Raw genomic sequence first — 16,836 nt, forward strand, 5'->3', positions numbered from 1 at the left:
TCAGGCTTCCTTCGGGGCCAGGTTCAGCAGGGCCTGGCGGGCCCGCTCGAGAAAGGCGTGCTTGGCTTCGTCCGGTTGCAGGTGCAGCGGCTCGCCGAAACTCAGGGTACACAGCAGGGGCAGGGGTAGCGCCCGGCCTTTGGGCATGACTCGATTGAGGTTGGCGATCCACACCGGCACCAGCTCCACCTGCGGGTTGGCCGAGGCCAGGTGGAACAGGCCGCTCTTGAACGGCAGCAGCGGGTCATCGGTGAGGTTGCGCGTGCCTTCCGGGAAGAAGATCAGCGAGTCACCCTGGGCGAAGGCGTCGAGCACCGATTGCAGCGGGTTGCCCTCGCTGGCCTGCTGGCGGTCGATCAGCACGCCGTTGAACACCTGGCGGATCAGGAAATCGCGGATGCCCGGCTTGCACCAGTAGTCGGCGCCGGCCACTGGCCGGGTGCGGCGGCGCAGCGGCTCGGGCAGCGCGGCCCAGAGCAGCACGAAGTCGCCGTGGCTGCTGTGGTTGGCGAAGTACAGGCGCTGCACCGGTTGCGGGGTGCAGCCCAGCCACAAGGCGCGGGCACCGGTGATCAGGCGGGCGGCAGAGGTGATGACGAAGGCAGTCAGGCTGGCGAGCATCGGGGGTTATCCGGTGAAGGGGAGGGTGACGGCGAGCAGCAACTGCGCGGCCAGGCACAAGGCCTGACGGCGCAGCAGGGCCAGGGCGGCCTCGCTGCGCGCAGGCCAGCCGCGTGGATCGTCGGCGGTCGGCTTCAGACGCAGTTCGAACAGTGTACGGTCCAGGGCCTGGGTATCGGCGGGCAGGTCGTCGCGGCTGGCGAGCCGGGCGAACAGCTCGGCATCCAGGGCCACGCGTATGGCCCAGTACTTGTGTGCCAGGCCGAGCGCCAGCAACGCTGCGCAGAACACCCGGGGTAGCGCTGGCAACGGCACGCCCAGCATGGGCGCCAGGCTGCAGGCCAGGGCCAGCAAGGTGATGCCGTCGGACCAGCGCTCCAGTTGGCGGCCACGGGCGAGCAGGCTGGCGACGACGAACAGGTTCATGGCTGTATCTCCAGCGGCCGCAGGGCCTGGCGGTGGGCTGGATGCAAGACCACGCCGGGGCGCGCCTGGCGGATCAGTGCTTCGGCATGCGAGATTGCCTTGCAGCGACCGCTGACCACCAGCCAGGCGGCGACCGCGCTGGCGCTGCGTGAGTAGCCGAGTGCGCAGCAGACCAGCACCGGGCCGTGCCGGCGCAGGTGTTCGATGGCCTCGGCAGCTTGCTGCAAGGTCTGCGTGTCAGGGGCGATCAAGTCCAGTGACGGAAGATTCAGATAGGACTTGGGGGCGCGGGCTTGCCCCGCGCTGAGGCCGGGGCAGATCAGCTCCGCGCTGAGGTCGATCACCGCCGAGAACTGCATGACATCATCCGTTCCCGGCACACGCCCGAGGTACACCCCCTCGCATACCTCATCCGCCTGCGGGTGGCGCCAGGTCCACAGCCTTGAATTGATCCAGGCCCCAATCAGGTAAGGCGCCAGCAATGCCGTCGCCGCGACCGACAGCCGGCCATCGCTGCCTTTCTGGAAACCTTGCGCCCCGAACAGCGCATAGTTCAACGCTACCAACAGCAGTGAAAACCCAGGCCAGAGCAGCCACAAGGCGGTGTGTCCCAGCTTGAACCCGAGTACGGCCAGCACCACCGCGCCCAGTCCATAACGCAACGCCAGCCGCCAGCGTTTGGGATCGCGTGCCAGGCGCGCCTGCTGCCAGGGCAACGGCCCTTGTTGCGGCCACAGCCACAGGCAGACGAACCCGGCCAACGCCCCGGTCGGTACATCGATGAAGTGATGCTGCCAGGTGCTCAGGACCGACAGCCCGATCAACCCCATCCAGCCGTGCACCAGCCAGCGCCAGGCTGGATGCCGCGTATGGCGGGCGAACATCGTCCAGATGATCACCAACAGCGCGATATGCAGCGAAGGCGCCTGGTTGTAGGGCTTGTCGAAGCCCATAAGTACATCGAACAGCCAGCCGAACAACCCCGACAGCTCGGGGCGCTCGAAGGTGAAGCGCAGCGGCCAGAGCAGGAAGCAGGCCACGCAGATCACCTGTGCCGTGAGCAATGCCAGGGCATGTCGGTCCATCTCGCGACGTGTACGCGGCAGCAGGAACGACAACCCGTACAGCAGGTCGATCGACCAGTACGGGATGATCGTCCACGGCCACAGCGGCATATGCCGTTCCCAGACGAACACCAGGCTGCCGATATCATCGCGTCCGGCCGTGTAGGTGTTGGCCAGGCCGTAGCTGAGGAAAAACAACGGCCCGAGCAGCAGCAGCCAGAGCACGCCGCGGCGGATCAGCCCGGTTTCACGGGCCATCAGCGCACCCGCTGCGCCAGGCTGACGCTGAAGATGCCCCATTCATCGATGCGCTGGGTGATCTTGCGGAACCCTGCGGCCTCGACCAACTGATCCATCTCTGCCTGGCTGCGTCGGCGCATCACCCAGGCCTGGCCGCCGCGGTGGCTGGTCAGGGCGCGGGCGATCATCTCCAGCTGCGGATGCCAGGGCTGGCCGGTGTAGACCAGGTAGCCGCCGTCCTCGACGGCATCGGCCAGGCCCGCCAGCGAATTGCCGACCAGCTCGTTGCTGGCGAACAGCTCGTAGAGGCCCGAGACCACCGCGAGGGTGGGGCGTGGGGTGAGGCTGGCCAGGCTTTGCCGATCGAAGGCATCGCCCTGGACGAAGCGGGCGATCTCGACGAGGCCTTTTTCGCTGATCAGTGCGTTGCCCTGTTGCACGTTCAGCTCGCTGTAGTCGCGCAGCAGGATCGAGTCGGGCAGTTGCTGCAGGCCCTGCAAGGCCTCGAGGATATAGCGGCCATGGCCGGCGGCGATATCGACGATATGGACCGGGCGCTGCTGCTCGCGCAACTGGGCGATGGCCAGGCGCAACAGCTCCTCGACGTTCAGCTTGCGCTGGCGGATACCGCGCCAGCCGATGGCGTCCAGGTAGTTGCGGTCGACCAGCTCGCCCAACCGGCCTTTGCCGGTCGGCGTATTGCGGTAGACGTAGTCGAGGGTCGAGCCGGAGTCGAAGCCGGTGTCGAAGCCCAGTTTCACCCCCTCGGAAAGGCCTTTGCCCAGCCGCAGGCCGGCACGGGTGGCGCGCCAGTAGAGGTCGCGTGGCGAATGGCGTGGCAACGGCGCAGCCAGGCTTTCGGCCTCGGCGCAGCTGGCGCCGCTCCTGTCGGCGTCCAACAAGGAAGGGCGCGCTGACGGCGCGTCGAAGCAGTGCGCGACGAAGCGTTCGATCCGCGCCAGGGCGTGGGCGCGGTCGCGCTCGCCAAGGGTGTCATGGAAGAAGCCGGGCAGGATGTGCTTTTCCTTGCGTGCGCTGCCCAGGCGCTCGAAGAACTGCTCCTGCGGCTTGCGCTCGACCACCAGGTCCGCGCCGGAGATCAGCAGTTGCGTCGGCACCTGGATTGCCTGGGCGTCGGCCACCACGCGGTCGGCGGCGTCATACAGGCCCAGCAGCATGGTGACCGAAATGGGCCGGCTGATCAGCGGGTCGGCGACATACGACATGACCCGTTCCGGGTCATGGGTCAGTAAGCGCGGCTTGACGTAGCTGTTGACGAAGAAGTTGCCGCGCAGGGCCTTCATCAGCTTCAGGCCGGGGCGGGCGAAGGGCACGTAGAGCTTGACCTTGAACGCCGGCGAGGCGAGCACCAGGCAGCGCACCTTGGGCGCATAGTCATGGGCCCAGGTGGCGATCAGCACTGCGCCGACGCTTTGCGCCAGCACCACCATGTCGGGTTCTGCGATGCCATGGCTGGCCTGGAGGTGCTCGATGAAGGTCTGCACGTCGCGCACGCTGGTGGCGAAGCCCGGGCTGTCGCCGCGTGCTCCTGGCGATTGGCCATGGCCGCGGGCGTCCCAGGCGAAGAAATCGTAGCCGGGCATGTTCAGTTCGTCGGCCAGGTGGGCCATGCGCCCGCCGTGCTCGTGGCCACGGTGGAACATCACCACGGCGCGGCGTGGTTGATGCTCGTTGCGCGTGGCGGGCCACTGGCGATAGTGCAGCTCGACGCCGTCATGGGTGCAGAAATGCAGCGATTGCGCTTGGCGCATGGCGAATATCCTTGTCCGGCAGCGAGGGGCTCAGCGGGTTTCGGCCAAGCCGTGGCGAACCCGGTTGTACAGGGTATAGAGCGAGAGCAGCAGGATCACCAGCAGCAGGCCATTGATCCAGCTCGCGGCCAGCAGCCCGAACGCCACGCCGGTGCCCAGCACGCCGAAGGCGAAGGCCCGGTCGCTCTTGCCCATCGGCCCGTCGTAGCGGCGTGACGCGCCGGCCAGCGGGCCCATTACCCCGGCGTATTCGCTGATCACGGCGAACACCACCACCAGCACCACCAATGTCGGCGAAACGCCCGGCAACAGGGCGAACGGCAGGTACAGCGCGGTGTCGGCGATCACGTCGCACAGTTCATTGAGGTAGGCGCCGAGCCTGGACTGCTGGCCGAACTCGCGGGCGAGCATGCCGTCGACCGCGTTCAGCGCCATGCGCAGCAGCATCCACAGTGGTATCAGGATGAACAGCCAGGTGGCCTGGTGCTGCCAGGCGAGCAGCAGGCCAAGGACGATGGAGACCGCCGCGGCGGCGACGGTGACCTGGTTGGCGGTGACGCCACGCTCGTACAGGCGTTGCACCGAAGGGCGCAGCAGCGCCTGGAAGCGGGGTTTGAGCTGGTAGATGGATGGCACGGCGAATTCCCTGTCATGGTGCTGCATGGCCGCGATTGTGGGGAATCAGGCCGGGCGACGGCAAGGGGGCAGGGGAGGGCTTTATGCCTGTTTCGTGATGCAGCGCCGCAAAGCGGCGCTGGTCTCAGCGAATCCAGCGGTCGCGCTGTCGCAGCCGCCACCCTAGCCACCCCAGCGTAACCGCCCGCAGCACCATGAAGCCGAGGAACGCCCACCACAGCCCATGGTTGCCGAACCCGCGCATGGCAAGCGCCAGGGGCAGCGCGACGGCTACCGACAGCAGCATCGCATTGCGCATCTCCCGCGCCCGTGTCGCGCCGATGAACAGACCGTCGAGCAGGTAGCTCCATACGGCTACCAATGGCAGCACCGCCAGATAAGGCAGGTAGGGATACGCCGCGTCGCGCACACTGGCGATATCGGTCTGCAGGTCGATGAACAGGTGCCCGCCGAGCAGGAACAGCACGGCGAAAACCAGGCTGACGATCAGCGACCAGCCGCAGGCCACCACCAGTGCCCGCTTCAGGGCACTGCGGTCACGGGCGCCGATGGCATGGCCGCACAGGGCCTCGACCGCATGGGCCAGGCCATCGAGGGCATAGGCGGTGAGCATCAGCCCGTTGAGCAGCAGGGCATTGGCCGCCACCGTAGCCTCGCCCAGACGCGCGCCCTGCACGGTGAGCAGCAGGAACACTATCTGCAGGGCCAGGCTGCGCAGGAAGATGTCGCGGTTGACCGCCAGCAGCGGCCGCCAGCTTTGCCAGCGTTTCAGCGCGGCCCAGGCGATCTGCCCGGAGTAGATGCGCAAGGCCGGGCGGGTGAGGGCCAGGCCGAGCAGGGCGGCGCTCCATTCGGCGATCACCGAAGCCCGGGCCGAGCCGACCACCCCCCAGTCCAGGCCAAGCACGAACCACAGGTTCAGGGCGATGTTGAGCAGGTTGGTGGTCAGCAGGATCGCCAGCGGCGCCCGGGCGTTCTGGGTGCCGAGGAACCAGCCGACCAGGGCATAGCTTGCCAGTGCTGCCGGCAGGCCGAGCAGGCGGGTATGGAAGAAGGCTTCGGTCGAGGCCTGCAGCGCCTCGCTGGGCTGCATCGCCTGCAGTGCCAGCTGGCTGAAGGGCAGGGCCAGCAGGCCGATCAGCACGGCGAAAGCTAGTGCCAGCAGCAGCCCCTGCACCAGCACCTGGCGCAGCGCGGCGCCGTCGGCGCGGCCAGCGGCCTGGGCGGCGAAGCCGGTGGAGCCCATGCGCAGGAAGCCCAGCAGACCAACCATGAAAGTGAACAGCGTGGCTCCGACGGCCACCGCGCCCAATTGATGGGCATGGGGCAGGTGGCCGATCACCGTGCTGTCGACCAGCGCCACCAGCGGCACCGAGATGTTGGACAGGATCATCGGCGCGGCCAGGGCCCAGACCTTGTGGTGGGTGGGGCGGTTGCGCCAGGCGGTGGACAGTGAAGACATGCACATCCTTCATATCAGGGCCGCTTGCGCCCCATCGCCGGCAAGCCGGCTCCCACAAGGCGGCCTCGGTCCCTGTGGGAGCCGGCTTGCCGGCGATGGGGCGCGAAGCGGCCCTTGCAAGTTCAAATGCGCTCATTGTACCGGCCCGGCAACCTATTGGCGCGAACACGGTCTCACTTGCCGCGCATCGCCAGGAAAGCCCCGAACCGTTGCGCTATAGTTGCCCCCCTCACGTACACGCTGCCGAAGAGTTCTCTCTCAAATGCTCAACAAAGGATTGTTGCTGGCCTGCGCGCTGGCCCTGCTCAGTGCCTGTGATTCTTCCACCCCGGACAAGCCATCGGCGCCCGCCGCTGACGCCGCTGCCGTCGCGCCCGTCGAAACCCGGACGGCCAAGCGCGAAGATCCGGCAGTGCTCGCCAAGCGCTATGCCGGCCGCGAGCTGACCGTGCTGGACGTCTCGGAAGTGCAGCTCGACGGCGCCAGCACCCTGTCGGTCAGTGTCTCCGCGCCGCTGGATGCCAACCAGGACTTCGCCGGCAAGTTGCACCTGGTCGACACCGTCAAGGGCAAGGTCGACGGCGCCTGGGAACTCTCCGACAACCAGATGGAACTGCGCCTGCGCCACCTGGAGCCGCAGCGCAAGATGGTCCTGACCATCGACAAGGGCCTGCTCTCGGTCAACGGCAACCAGCTGCAGGCCGAATCGGTCAGCCGCTTCGAGACCCGCGACATGCAGGCCACGGTGGGCTTCGCCAGCCGCGGTTCGCTGCTGCCCACGCGCCTGGCCGAAGGCCTGCCGGTGATTGCCCTGAACGTCGACAAGGTCGATGTCGAGTTCTTCCGCATCAAGCCGGACATGCTCTCGAGCTTCCTGGTCAACTGGGGGCGCAACAGCAGCCTGTACTACTACCAGTCCAAGGAAACCCTGGAGATGGCCGAGCTGGTCTACAGCGGCCGCTTCGACCTCAACCCCGCGCGCAACACCCGCGAGACTGTGCTGCTGCCGATCGCCGGGATCAAGCCGCTGCAGGAGCCAGGCGTGTACCTGGCGGTGATGCGTGCCTCGGGCACCTATGACTACTCGCAGCCGGCGACCCTGTTCACCCTGAGTGACATCGGCGTCTCGGCGCACCGCTATCGCGACCGCCTGGACGTATTCGCCCAGGCCCTTGAGGGCGGCAAGGCGCTCAAGGACGTCACCCTCGAGCTGCACGACGACAAGGGCAAGCTGCTGGCCCAGGCCAAGACCGACGGCGACGGCCATGCGCAGCTGCCGATCACCGCCAAGGCCGATACGCTGATCGCCACCCAGGGTGTGCATACCACCCTGCTGCGTCTGAACACCGCGGCGCTGGACCTGGCCGAGTTCGACATCACCGGGCCCCAGGCCAACCCGCTGCAGTTCTTCATCTTCGGCCCGCGCGACCTGTACCGGCCAGGCGAGACCGTGCTGCTCAACGGCCTGCTGCGCGACCAGGACGGCAAGCCGGTCAAGGCCCAGCCGGTGAACGTGGAAGTACGCCGCCCCGACGAGCAGGTCAGCCGCAAGTTCGTCTGGGAGGCCGACCAGAACGGCCTGTTCCAGTACCAGCTGCAACTGGCCAGCGAAGCGCCGACCGGCCGTTGGCAGTTGCTGCTCGACATGGGCGGTGGACGCAAGCAGGTCTACGAATTCCTTGTCGAGGACTTCCTCCCCGAGCGCCTGGCGCTGGAGCTCAAAGGCAGTGCCGCGCCGCTGGCGCCGGAGCAAACCGCCACGATCCAGGTCAATGGTCGCTATCTCTATGGTGCGCCCGCCGCCGGCAACCGCCTCAGTGGCCAGGCCTACGTGCGTCCGTTGCGTGAAGCGGTGAAGGCGCTGCCGGGCTATCAGTTCGGCGCGGTCACCGAGACCGAGCTGAACCAGGACCTGGAACTGGACGAAGTCACCCTCGACCAGAACGGCAAGGCCCGCATCGACATCGAAAGTCGCTGGGCTGAAGCCCGCTCGCCGCTGCAACTGACCGTGCAGGCCAGCCTGCAGGAGTCCGGTGGTCGGCCGATCACCCGGCGCCTGGAGCAGCCGATCTGGCCTGCCGAGCGCCTGCCGGGCCTGCGCGGCCTGTTCGACGGCGAAGAAACCGACGGCGACGGCCCGGTGGAGTTCGAGTTCCTGGTGGCTGACCGCGACGGCAAGAAACTGGCCGCCGACAACCTGAAGGTACGGCTGATCCGCGAGCGCCGCGACTACTACTGGAACTACTCGCAGAGCGATGGCTGGAGCTACAACTACAACGAGAAGTTCCTTACCCAGGCTGAAGAAACCGTCAGCGTGAAGGCCGGATCCACCGCCAAGCTGAACTTCCAGGTGGAGTGGGGCCCGTACCGCGTCGAGGTGGAAGACCCGCAGACCGGCCTGGTCTCCAGCGCCCGCTTCTGGGCCGGCTACCGCGCCCAGGACAACGCCGAGGGCGGCGCCGTGCGCCCCGACCAGGTGAAGATCGCCCTGGACAAGCCAGCCTACAAGGAAGGCGGCAGCGCCAAGGTCACCGTCACCCCGCCGGCCGCCGGTAGCGGCTACCTGATGATCGAGTCCGCCGACGGCCCGCTGTGGTGGCAGGAAATCGAGGTGCCGGCCGAGGGCAAGACCTTCGATGTCGAACTGGACAAGAAGTGGGCGCGCCACGACCTGTACATCAGCGCCCTGGTGATCCGCCCGGGCGAGCGCAAGGCCAACGCCACGCCGAAACGTGCCGTGGGCGTGCTGCACCTGCCGCTGGACCGCGCCGAGCGCAAGCTGGCCGTATCGCTGCAGGCACCGGAGAAAATGCGGCCCAAGCAACCGCTGACCGTCAAGGTCAAGGCGGTCAACGCCGATGGCAGCGTGCCCAAGCAAGTGCATGTGTTGTTGTCGGCGGTGGACGTGGGCATCCTCAACATCACCGACTTCAAGACCCCCGATCCGTTCGCCAGTCTGTTCGGCCGCAAGGCCTACGGCGCCGACCAGTTGGACATTTATGGCCAGTTGATCGAAGCCGGCCAGGGCCGCCTGGCCAGCCTGGCCTTCGGCGGTGACGCCGCCATGGCCAAGGGCGGCAAGCGCCCGAACACCACGGTGACCATCGTTGCCCAGCAGAGCCTGCCGGTTACCCTCGATGAAAAAGGCGAGGGCCAGGCCAGCGTCGATATCCCTGACTTCAACGGTGAACTGCGCCTGATGGCCCAGGCCTGGACCGAGGAACACTTCGGCATGGCCGAAGGCAAGACCGTGGTCGCCGCGCCGCTGATCGCCGAGCTGTCCGCGCCGCGCTTCCTCGCCGGTGGCGACCAGACCCGCCTGGCGCTGGACCTGGCCAACCTGTCCGGCCGTGACCAGCAACTGAGTGTGCAGGTGTCCAGCGAAGGTCAACTGAGCCTGGTCGGTGGCGCGCAGCAGAACTTCAGCCTCGCCGAAGGCCAACGCACCACCCTGATGATCCCGGTGCAGGCCCAGGGTGGCCTGGGCCAGGGCAAGGTCCGCGTGCAGGTCAACGGCCTGCAGCTGCCGGGTGAGCCGGCCAGTACCTTCGAGCGTGAATGGACCCTGGGTATTCGCCCGGCCTACCCAGCGATGCTCAAGCACTACCGCGTGGCCCTCAAGGACCAGCCCTGGAGCCTGCCCGACAGCGACCTGGCCGAGTTCGAGCCTGCGGGCCTGGAGGCCAGCCTGGCGTTGTCGAGCCGCCCACCGCTGAACCTTGCCGAGCAGATCCGCGCCCTGGAAGCCTACCCCTACGGCTGCCTGGAGCAGACCACCAGTGGCCTGTACCCGTCGCTGTATGCCGATGCCGACAGCCTCAAGCGCCTGGGCATCAAGGGTGAGCCGGCCGATGTGCGCAAGCGCAAGATCGAGATGGGCATCGAGCACCTGCTGGGTATGCAGCGCTACAACGGCAGCTTCGGCCTGTGGAGTTCGGACAGCGAGGAGGAATACTGGCTGACCGCCTACGTCACCGACTTCCTGCTGCGCGCCCGCGAGCAAGGCTACGGCGTACCGGCCGAGGCGCTGAAGAAGGCCAGCGAGCGCCTGCTGCGCTATGTGCAGGAGCGCAACCTGATCGAAGTCGACTACAGCCAGAACGCCGACCACACTCGCTTCGCCGTGCAGGCCTACGCCGGCCTGGTGCTGGCGCGCAGCCAACAGGCGCCGCTGGGCGCCTTGCGCAGCCTGTTCGAGCGTCGCGCCGACGCCCGCTCCGGTTTGCCATTGGTGCAACTGGCGGTGGCGCTGGACAAGATGGGCGACAAGCAGCGTTCGCAGCAGGCGCTGCAGGCGGGCCTGGCGGTCACCCGCGGCAAAGGCTGGCTGGCCGACTACGGCAGCGCCCTGCGCGACCAGGCGTTGATCCTGTCCCTGCTGCAGGAGAACAACCTGGCCGCCAATCAGGTCGACCAGCGCCTGTTCGGCCTGTCCGACGAGTTGGCCGCCAACCGTTGGCTGTCCACCCAGGAGCGCAACGCGCTGTTCCTTGCCGGCCGTGGCCTGCTGGGCAAGCCGGAGGGCAATTGGAAGGCCCGCCTGGACAGCGCCGGCGAGGTCCGCGAGTTCGACAACAATGGCTCGGGCATGAAGCTCGAGGGCCCGCTGCTGGCCTCGCCGTTAACCGTACAGAATCAGGGCGGCGATACCCTGTACCAGCAACTGACCTTGTCCGGCTACCCGCGCCAGGCTCCGGCCGCCAGCGGCAATGGCCTGGAAATCCGCCGCGAATACCTGGGCATGAATGGCCAGGCACTGGATGTGCGTAACCTGCGCAGTGGCGACCTGGTGCTGGTGCATCTGGCGCTCAAGGCACAGGACCAGGTGCCCGACGCTCTGGTGGTGGACCTGCTGCCGGCAGGCCTGGAGCTGGAGAACCAGAACCTGGCGCAGAGCGCCGCCAGCCTGGACAACGCCAGCAGCGCGGTGAAGCAATGGCGCGAGTCGATGCAGAACGCCAGCGTGGTACACCAGGAGTACCGTGACGACCGCTACGTGGCCGCGCTCAAGCTCGACAGCTACGGCACTACCCACTTGCTGTACCTGGCCCGTGCGGTGACGCCGGGCAGCTACCGCATTCCGCCACCGCAGGTGGAGTCGATGTATCGGCCCAACCTGCAGGCGATCGGTGAAAGCCAGGGCGAGATGGTGGTCCGCGCTCGCTGAAGCCGCACAGGAGATGAATCGTGGGAGCGGGGCAAGCCCGCTCCTACAGGAAAGTGCGAAGCCTTCAATGCACCACCCAGCTCAACACCCACAACCCCAACAACGCCCAGATGATCCCGAGGATGATCGATGCGCGCATGAACGCGCGGACCGCCGAGTACAGCAACATCAGGCCGACGATAAGCGCCAGGATGCTCACCAGCGAGGTGTCCATCCCCAGCGTGCGCGCCAGGCCATCGATGAAATTGCCACCGGCGTTGGCCAACAGGTTGAACAACCCGCTCAAGCCATCGACGATGAACCGGATCACCGAACCCAGTGCCTGGCCCAGCCATTCGAAAAAACCTTCTACATGCATAGTCGCTTCCTGATCAACGAATCGGCGATTCCCAGCCTTTGGCCATCACCTGGCCCGGTCGGTTCCCGATGCCAAGCTTAGCGCGCCCGCGCCTGACCAGGCTGCTGCGGCGTGTCGCCGTCAGTGTGCTGTTGGGCATGGCCCTGCTGTGGCTGGCCGACCGTATCTGGCCATTGCCCATGCCGGGCGACGACCTGGCGCGGGTGGTGCTGGCCGAGGATGGCACGCCGTTGTGGCGCTTCGCCGATGCCGACGGCGTGTGGCGCTATCCGGTCAGCCCGCAGGAAGTCTCGCCGTTGTACCTTGAAGCCCTGCTCGCCTACGAGGACCGCTGGTTCTATCATCACCCCGGCGTCAACCCCATGGCCCTGGCCCGGGCCGCTTGGCTCAACCTGCGTGGCGGGCGGGTGGTGTCCGGCGGCAGCACCTTGTCGATGCAGGTGGCGCGCCTGCTCGACCCGCACGAGCGCACCTTGCCCGGCAAGCTGCGCCAGCTGTGGCGCACGGCGCAGCTGGAGTGGCACCTGTCCAAGGACGAGATCTTGCAGCTGTACCTCAACCGGGCGCCGTTCGGCGGCACCTTGCAGGGCGTGGCGGCGGCCAGTTGGGCGTACCTGGGCAAGTCGCCGAAACACCTCACTCCGGCCGAAGCCGCGTTGCTTGCCGTGCTGCCCCAGGCGCCGAGCCGGCTGCGTCCGGACCGCCACCCTGAACGCGCCCAGCGTGCCCGGGACAAGGTGCTGCAGCGCCTGGCCGAGTACCAGGTGTGGCCAGCCCAGCGCATCGACGAGGCGCGTGAGGAGCCGCTGTTGCTAGCGCCACGTCAGGAGCCGGCGCTGGCGCCGCTGCTGGCCCGGCGCCTGAGTACCCCGAACAGCCCGCCACTGATCCGTACCACCCTGGACGCCGCCTTGCAGCGGCGCCTCGAAGACCTGCTGCTGGGCTGGCGCGCGCGCCTGCCCGAGCGCACCTCGGCGGCGTTGCTGGTGGTCGAAACCCAGAGCATGGCCGTGCGCGCGTATCTCGGCTCCATCGACTTGAACGATGAGCGCCGCTTTGGTCACGTGGACATGATCCACGCCCTGCGATCGCCGGGTTCGACCCTCAAGCCGTTCCTCTACGCCATGGCCATGGACGACGGCCTGATCCACTCCGAATCGCTGTTGCAGGATGTGCCACGGCGCTACGGCGACTACCGCCCCGGCAACTTCTCCATGGGCTTCAGCGGCCCGGTGTCGGCCAGCTCGGCGCTGGCGCTGTCGCTCAACCTGCCGGCGGTGCAACTGCTCGAGGCCTACGGCCCGAAACGCTTCGCCGCGCAGATGCGCATGGGTGGGATGCCGCTGGTGCTGCCGCCGCTGGCCGAGCCGAACCTGTCGTTGATCCTCGGTGGCGCGGGTAGCCGGCTGGAAGACCTGGTCGGTGGCTATGCCGCGCTGGCCCGTGGTGGGCTGAGCGCGCAGGTGCGCCTGCAACCCCAGGATCCATTGGTGGAGCGCCGTTTGCTGTCGCCGGGCTCGGCCTGGATCACCCGACGCATTCTCAGCGGCCTGGCGCGGCCGGACCGTGACCCCCACGCCGAGCTGGTGCAGCGTCCGCAGTTGGCCTGGAAGACCGGCACCAGCTACGGCTTTCGCGATGCCTGGTCGGTGGGCGTCGGCCCGCGCTACCTGATCGGCGTGTGGATCGGCCGCCCCGACGGCACCCCGGTGCCGGGCCAGTTCGGCCTGGCCTCGGCGGCGCCATTGATGCTGCAGGTGCATGACCTGCTGAGCAACCGCGATAGCCAACGCGGCATCGAAGTGCCGGTCGAGCCGGTGCCGGATTCGGTCGGTGTGGCAGCGATCTGCTGGCCATTGGGCCAACCGATGAACCGTCAGGATGCGAACTGTCGTCGCCAGCGTTTCGCCTGGACCCTCGACGCCACCACGCCACCGACCCTGCAGGCTGCCGACCAGCCGCTGGGACTGGGTTTGCGCGAAACGGTGTGGCTCAACGAGGGCGGTTTGCGTGTCGATGCCTCCTGTCCCGGCGCCAAGGCCCATGACGTCGCGCTGTGGCCGGCCCCGCTCGAACCGTGGTTGCCCAGCGCCGAACGCCGGGCAGCGCGGCTGCCGGCTGTCGACCCCGCTTGCCCACCGCGGATGGCGGCCAGCGCGCCACCGCTGTCGATCGTCGGGGTGCGGGGCGGCGACAGCCTGCGCCGTCCGGCCACCAGCCATGAGCCGCTGCAGGTGCGGGTGTCGGCATTGGGTGGGGTAGGGCGGCGCTGGTGGTTCCTCAACGGCCAGCCCTTGGGCGAGACCCAAGGACAGGACAGCCTGCAGGTGAGCTTCGAGCAGGCCGGGCGCATCGAGTTGAGCGCTTTGGATGAAAGCGGTGAGACAGCGCGGGTGGAGTTCCAGGTCAGCGAGTAAGCCCGTTGCGCAGGCTCAGTCATGCCCCACCATCAGGCCGAAGGCATCGGTCTGATGGTGGGGCGGCAGGGACAGCATGGTATGGGCAGCGCCCGCTTCCTCGCGGCTCAGCGCCGAACCAGCAGCACCCCGCTTTCCATGTGGTGGGTGTAGGGGAACTGGTCGAACAGCGCGCAGCGTTCGATACGGTGGGTATCGTGCAACTGGGCAATGTTCTGCGCCAGGGTTTCCGGGTTGCAGGAGATGTACAGGATGCGCTCGAAGCGACGGGTCAGCTCGCAGGTGTCCGGGTCCATGCCGGCGCGCGGCGGATCGACGAACACGGTGCCAAAGTCGTAGCTCTTCAGGTCGATGCCTTCCAGGCGGCGGAACGGGCGGACCTCGTTCAGGGCCTGGGTCAGCTCTTCGGCCGACAGGCGCACCAGGCGCACGTTGCCCACGCCGTTCTCGTCGAGGTTGTGCAGCGCGGCGTTGACCGAGGTCTTGCTGATCTCGGTGGCCAGCACCTGGCGGGCGCGGGTGGCCAGCGGCAAGGTGAAGTTGCCGTTGCCGCAATACAGCTCGAGCAGGTCGTCCTGGCGCTCACCCATGGCCTCGAAGGCCCAGCCGAGCATCTTCTGGTTCACCGCGCCGTTGGGCTGGGTGAAGGCGCCTTCGGGCTGGCGATAGCTGAAGGTGTACCCGGCGATGTCGAGCTTCTCCACCGCGTAGTCGCGGCCGATCACCACGCGCTTGCCTTTCGAGCGGCCAATCACGCTGACGTTCAAGTCGCTGGCCAGGTGCTGCGCGGCAGCTTCCCAGGCTTCGTCCAAAGGGCGGTGATAGCACAGGGTGACCATCGCATCACCGGCCAGGGTGGTGAGGAACTCGACCTGGAACAGGCGGTTGTTCAGGTCTTCATTGGCCTGCCAGGCGGCTTTCAGGCGTGGCATCAGCTCATTGATGCGCTCGCTGGCGATGGGGAAATCGTCGATCAGAATCGCCTTGTGTTTCTCGCCCGGGGCAAACATCGCGTAGTGACGTTGACCGCCCTCGCGCCACAGGCGGAACTCGGCGCGCAGGCGATAGTGCTCGCGCGGCGAGTCGAACACTGCCGGCTCCGGCGCGCCGAACGGTGCCAGCAGGTCGCGCAGGCGGGCGGCCTTGGCCGCCAGTTGCGCGTCGTATTGTGAAGGATCCAGGACTGCACTCATGCGGGGAACCAACCCAGCTTGATGACGAACAGGATGGACAGGATCACCAGCGCCGGGTTCAGGTCGTGGCGACGACCGGAGATCAGCTTGATGGCGGTCCAGGCGATGAAACCGAAGGCGATGCCGTTGGCGATCGAGTAGGTCAGCGGCATGGCCAGGGCGGTCACCACCACCGGCGCGGCTTCGGTGACGTCGTCCCAGTTGATCTCGGCCAGGCCCGAAGCCATCAGTACGGCGACGAACAGCAGCGCCGGAGCGGTGGCGAAGGCCGGCACGCTGCCGGCCAGCGGGGCGAAGAACAGCGCCAGCAGGAACAGGATGGCGACCACGATGGCGGTCAGGCCGGTGCGCCCGCCGGCACTCACGCCCGCCGCCGACTCGATGTAGCTGGTGGTGGTCGAGGTGCCCAGCAGCGAACCGGCCATGGCGGCGGTACTGTCGGCGATCAGGGCGCGGCCCATCTTCGGCATGTGGCCGTCCTTGCCCATCAGGCCGGCGCGCTTGGCCACGCCGATCAGGGTGCCGGAGTTGTCGAACAGGTCGACGAACAGGAAGGCGAAGATCACGCTGATCAGGCCGACGTCCAGGGCGCCGGCGATGTCCAGTTGCAGGAAGGTCGGGGCCAGCGATGGCGGCATCGAGACCACCCCGCCGAACGGCGTGACGCCCAGCGCGATCGCGGCCACGGTCACCGCCAGGATACCGATCAGCACGGCGCCGCGAACCTTCAGCGACTCCAGGGCGACGATCAGGAAGAAGCCCAGGGTGGCGAGGATCGGCGCGGGTTTGCTGAGGTCGCCCAGGCCCACCAGGGTGGCCGGGTTATCGACGACGATGCCGGCGTTATGCAGGGCGATCAGCGCCAGGAACAGGCCGATGCCGGCAGCAATGGCCGAGCGTAGCGGCAGCGGGATGCTGTTCACGATCCATTCGCGAATGCGGAAGATCGACAGCAGGAAGAACAGCACCGCGGAGAGGAACACCGCACCCAGCGCCACTTGCCAGGTATGGCCCATGTGCAGGACCACGGTGTAGGTGAAGAAGGCGTTCAGGCCCATGCCCGGCGCCAGGGCGATTGGGTAGTTGGCGATGATGCCCATGGTCACCGAGCCGATGGCCGCGGCCAGGCAGGTGGCGACGAAGAGCGCGCCCTTGTCCATGCCGGTCTCGCCGAGGATGCTCGGGTTGACGAACAGGATGTAGGCCATGGCCAGGAAGGTAGTGACGCCCGCGAGAATCTCGGTGCGCACGTTGGTGTTGTGTGCTTTTAGTTGAAACAGCCTTTCCAGCATGCCTGCTCCCCGGGCGCCCTCGCGCCGTGAATGTATCGACCCCAACAGCAAAGCACAGACCGTACCGGGTGCCGTGGTTTTGTGTGGGGTGGAAAAAAGCCGCGCATCATACCAGCAAGGATGGCGGGGGCCTATGGCCATTGGGGAAGGCAATCGGGCAACGGTGTTGTCTTCCTGCACTGGCCTCA

Annotated in this window: 11 protein-coding genes; 2 read left to right on the top strand and 9 right to left on the bottom strand. The window is 67.3% G+C overall.

The genetic code is table 11. The features are described from left to right. From KSS90_RS03885 to KSS90_RS03910, 6 genes are all read right to left on the bottom strand, one after another. Window positions 1-621, bottom strand: a complete 621-nt coding sequence (locus KSS90_RS03885; RefSeq protein WP_217868282.1) for a lysophospholipid acyltransferase family protein — start codon at window positions 619-621, stop codon at window positions 1-3. 6 nt (window positions 622-627) lie between these two features. Further along, window positions 628-1,047: a hypothetical protein gene (locus KSS90_RS03890; protein ID WP_217868283.1), complete on the bottom strand. Its 420-nt coding sequence runs from the start codon at window positions 1,045-1,047 to the stop codon at window positions 628-630. Then, window positions 1,044-2,369 carry a phosphatase PAP2/dual specificity phosphatase family protein gene (locus KSS90_RS03895; protein WP_217868285.1) on the bottom strand — a complete coding sequence of 442 codons (1,326 nt, stop codon included), beginning with the start codon at window positions 2,367-2,369 and terminating at the stop codon, window positions 1,044-1,046. The genes KSS90_RS03890 and KSS90_RS03895 overlap by 4 nt, the downstream gene beginning before the upstream one ends. Beyond that, window positions 2,369-4,123 (bottom strand): bifunctional alpha/beta hydrolase/class I SAM-dependent methyltransferase, encoded by a 1,755-nt coding sequence (locus tag KSS90_RS03900; protein ID WP_217868287.1) that lies wholly within the window; start codon window positions 4,121-4,123, stop codon window positions 2,369-2,371. Before KSS90_RS03900 ends, KSS90_RS03895 begins: the two co-directional genes overlap by 1 nt. Window positions 4,124-4,153: 30 nt before the next feature. After that, entirely contained in the window at window positions 4,154-4,759 is a 606-nt protein-coding gene (locus tag KSS90_RS03905) for a CDP-alcohol phosphatidyltransferase family protein (RefSeq protein ID WP_217868289.1), read from the bottom strand. A gap of 124 nt (window positions 4,760-4,883) precedes the next feature. Next, window positions 4,884-6,221: an MATE family efflux transporter gene (locus KSS90_RS03910; RefSeq protein ID WP_217868290.1), complete on the bottom strand. Its 1,338-nt coding sequence runs from the start codon at window positions 6,219-6,221 to the stop codon at window positions 4,884-4,886. Window positions 6,222-6,483: 262 nt separating this feature from the next. Here KSS90_RS03910 and KSS90_RS03915 point away from each other — a divergent pair, with 262 nt between their 5' ends. Next, window positions 6,484-11,388 (top strand): alpha-2-macroglobulin, encoded by a 4,905-nt coding sequence (locus tag KSS90_RS03915; protein WP_217868291.1) that lies wholly within the window; start codon window positions 6,484-6,486, stop codon window positions 11,386-11,388. Between the two features lie 64 nt (window positions 11,389-11,452). On the opposite strand, the gene KSS90_RS03920 is transcribed toward KSS90_RS03915, so the two are convergent. Next, on the bottom strand, window positions 11,453-11,746 hold the full coding sequence (locus KSS90_RS03920) for a hypothetical protein (protein WP_023631497.1): 294 nt from the start codon (window positions 11,744-11,746) through the stop codon (window positions 11,453-11,455). Window positions 11,747-11,814: 68 nt separating this feature from the next. Here KSS90_RS03920 and pbpC point away from each other — a divergent pair, with 68 nt between their 5' ends. Then, the gene (gene pbpC / locus KSS90_RS03925; RefSeq protein ID WP_217868292.1) at window positions 11,815-14,163 is read left to right on the top strand and encodes a peptidoglycan glycosyltransferase PbpC; all 2,349 of its coding nucleotides are present in this window, start codon (window positions 11,815-11,817) and stop codon (window positions 14,161-14,163) included. A 107-nt stretch (window positions 14,164-14,270) separates the two neighbouring features. Here the strand turns inward: pbpC and trmA are convergent, their stop codons facing one another. Both trmA and KSS90_RS03935 read right to left on the bottom strand, forming a co-directional pair. After that, the gene (gene trmA, locus KSS90_RS03930; protein WP_217868293.1) at window positions 14,271-15,356 is read right to left on the bottom strand and encodes a tRNA (uridine(54)-C5)-methyltransferase TrmA; all 1,086 of its coding nucleotides are present in this window, start codon (window positions 15,354-15,356) and stop codon (window positions 14,271-14,273) included. Next, entirely contained in the window at window positions 15,353-16,648 is a 1,296-nt protein-coding gene (locus tag KSS90_RS03935; RefSeq protein ID WP_038707321.1) for an NCS2 family permease, read from the bottom strand. Before KSS90_RS03935 ends, trmA begins: the two co-directional genes overlap by 4 nt. Between the last annotated feature and the right edge of the window lie 188 nt (window positions 16,649-16,836).

Origin of the sequence: Pseudomonas maumuensis (genome assembly GCF_019139675.1) — a bacterium.
Lineage (GTDB): Bacteria > Pseudomonadota > Gammaproteobacteria > Pseudomonadales > Pseudomonadaceae > Aquipseudomonas > Aquipseudomonas maumuensis.

Excerpts from the sequence above, each read along its gene's own strand:
- KSS90_RS03910 (WP_217868290.1), bottom strand. The coding sequence starts at position 6,221 with ATGTCTTCACTGTCCACCGCCTGGCGCAACCGCCCCACCCACCACAAG.
- KSS90_RS03900 (WP_217868287.1), bottom strand. The coding sequence starts at position 4,123 with ATGCGCCAAGCGCAATCGCTGCATTTCTGCACCCATGACGGCGTCGAG.
- pbpC (WP_217868292.1), top strand. The coding sequence starts at position 11,815 with ATGCCAAGCTTAGCGCGCCCGCGCCTGACCAGGCTGCTGCGGCGTGTC.
- KSS90_RS03885 (WP_217868282.1), bottom strand. The coding sequence starts at position 621 with ATGCTCGCCAGCCTGACTGCCTTCGTCATCACCTCTGCCGCCCGCCTG.
- KSS90_RS03895 (WP_217868285.1), bottom strand. The coding sequence starts at position 2,369 with ATGGCCCGTGAAACCGGGCTGATCCGCCGCGGCGTGCTCTGGCTGCTG.
- trmA (WP_217868293.1), bottom strand. The coding sequence starts at position 15,356 with ATGAGTGCAGTCCTGGATCCTTCACAATACGACGCGCAACTGGCGGCC.
- KSS90_RS03920 (WP_023631497.1), bottom strand. The coding sequence starts at position 11,746 with ATGCATGTAGAAGGTTTTTTCGAATGGCTGGGCCAGGCACTGGGTTCG.
- KSS90_RS03890 (WP_217868283.1), bottom strand. The coding sequence starts at position 1,047 with ATGAACCTGTTCGTCGTCGCCAGCCTGCTCGCCCGTGGCCGCCAACTG.
- KSS90_RS03915 (WP_217868291.1), top strand. The coding sequence starts at position 6,484 with ATGCTCAACAAAGGATTGTTGCTGGCCTGCGCGCTGGCCCTGCTCAGT.
- KSS90_RS03935 (WP_038707321.1), bottom strand. The coding sequence starts at position 16,648 with ATGCTGGAAAGGCTGTTTCAACTAAAAGCACACAACACCAACGTGCGC.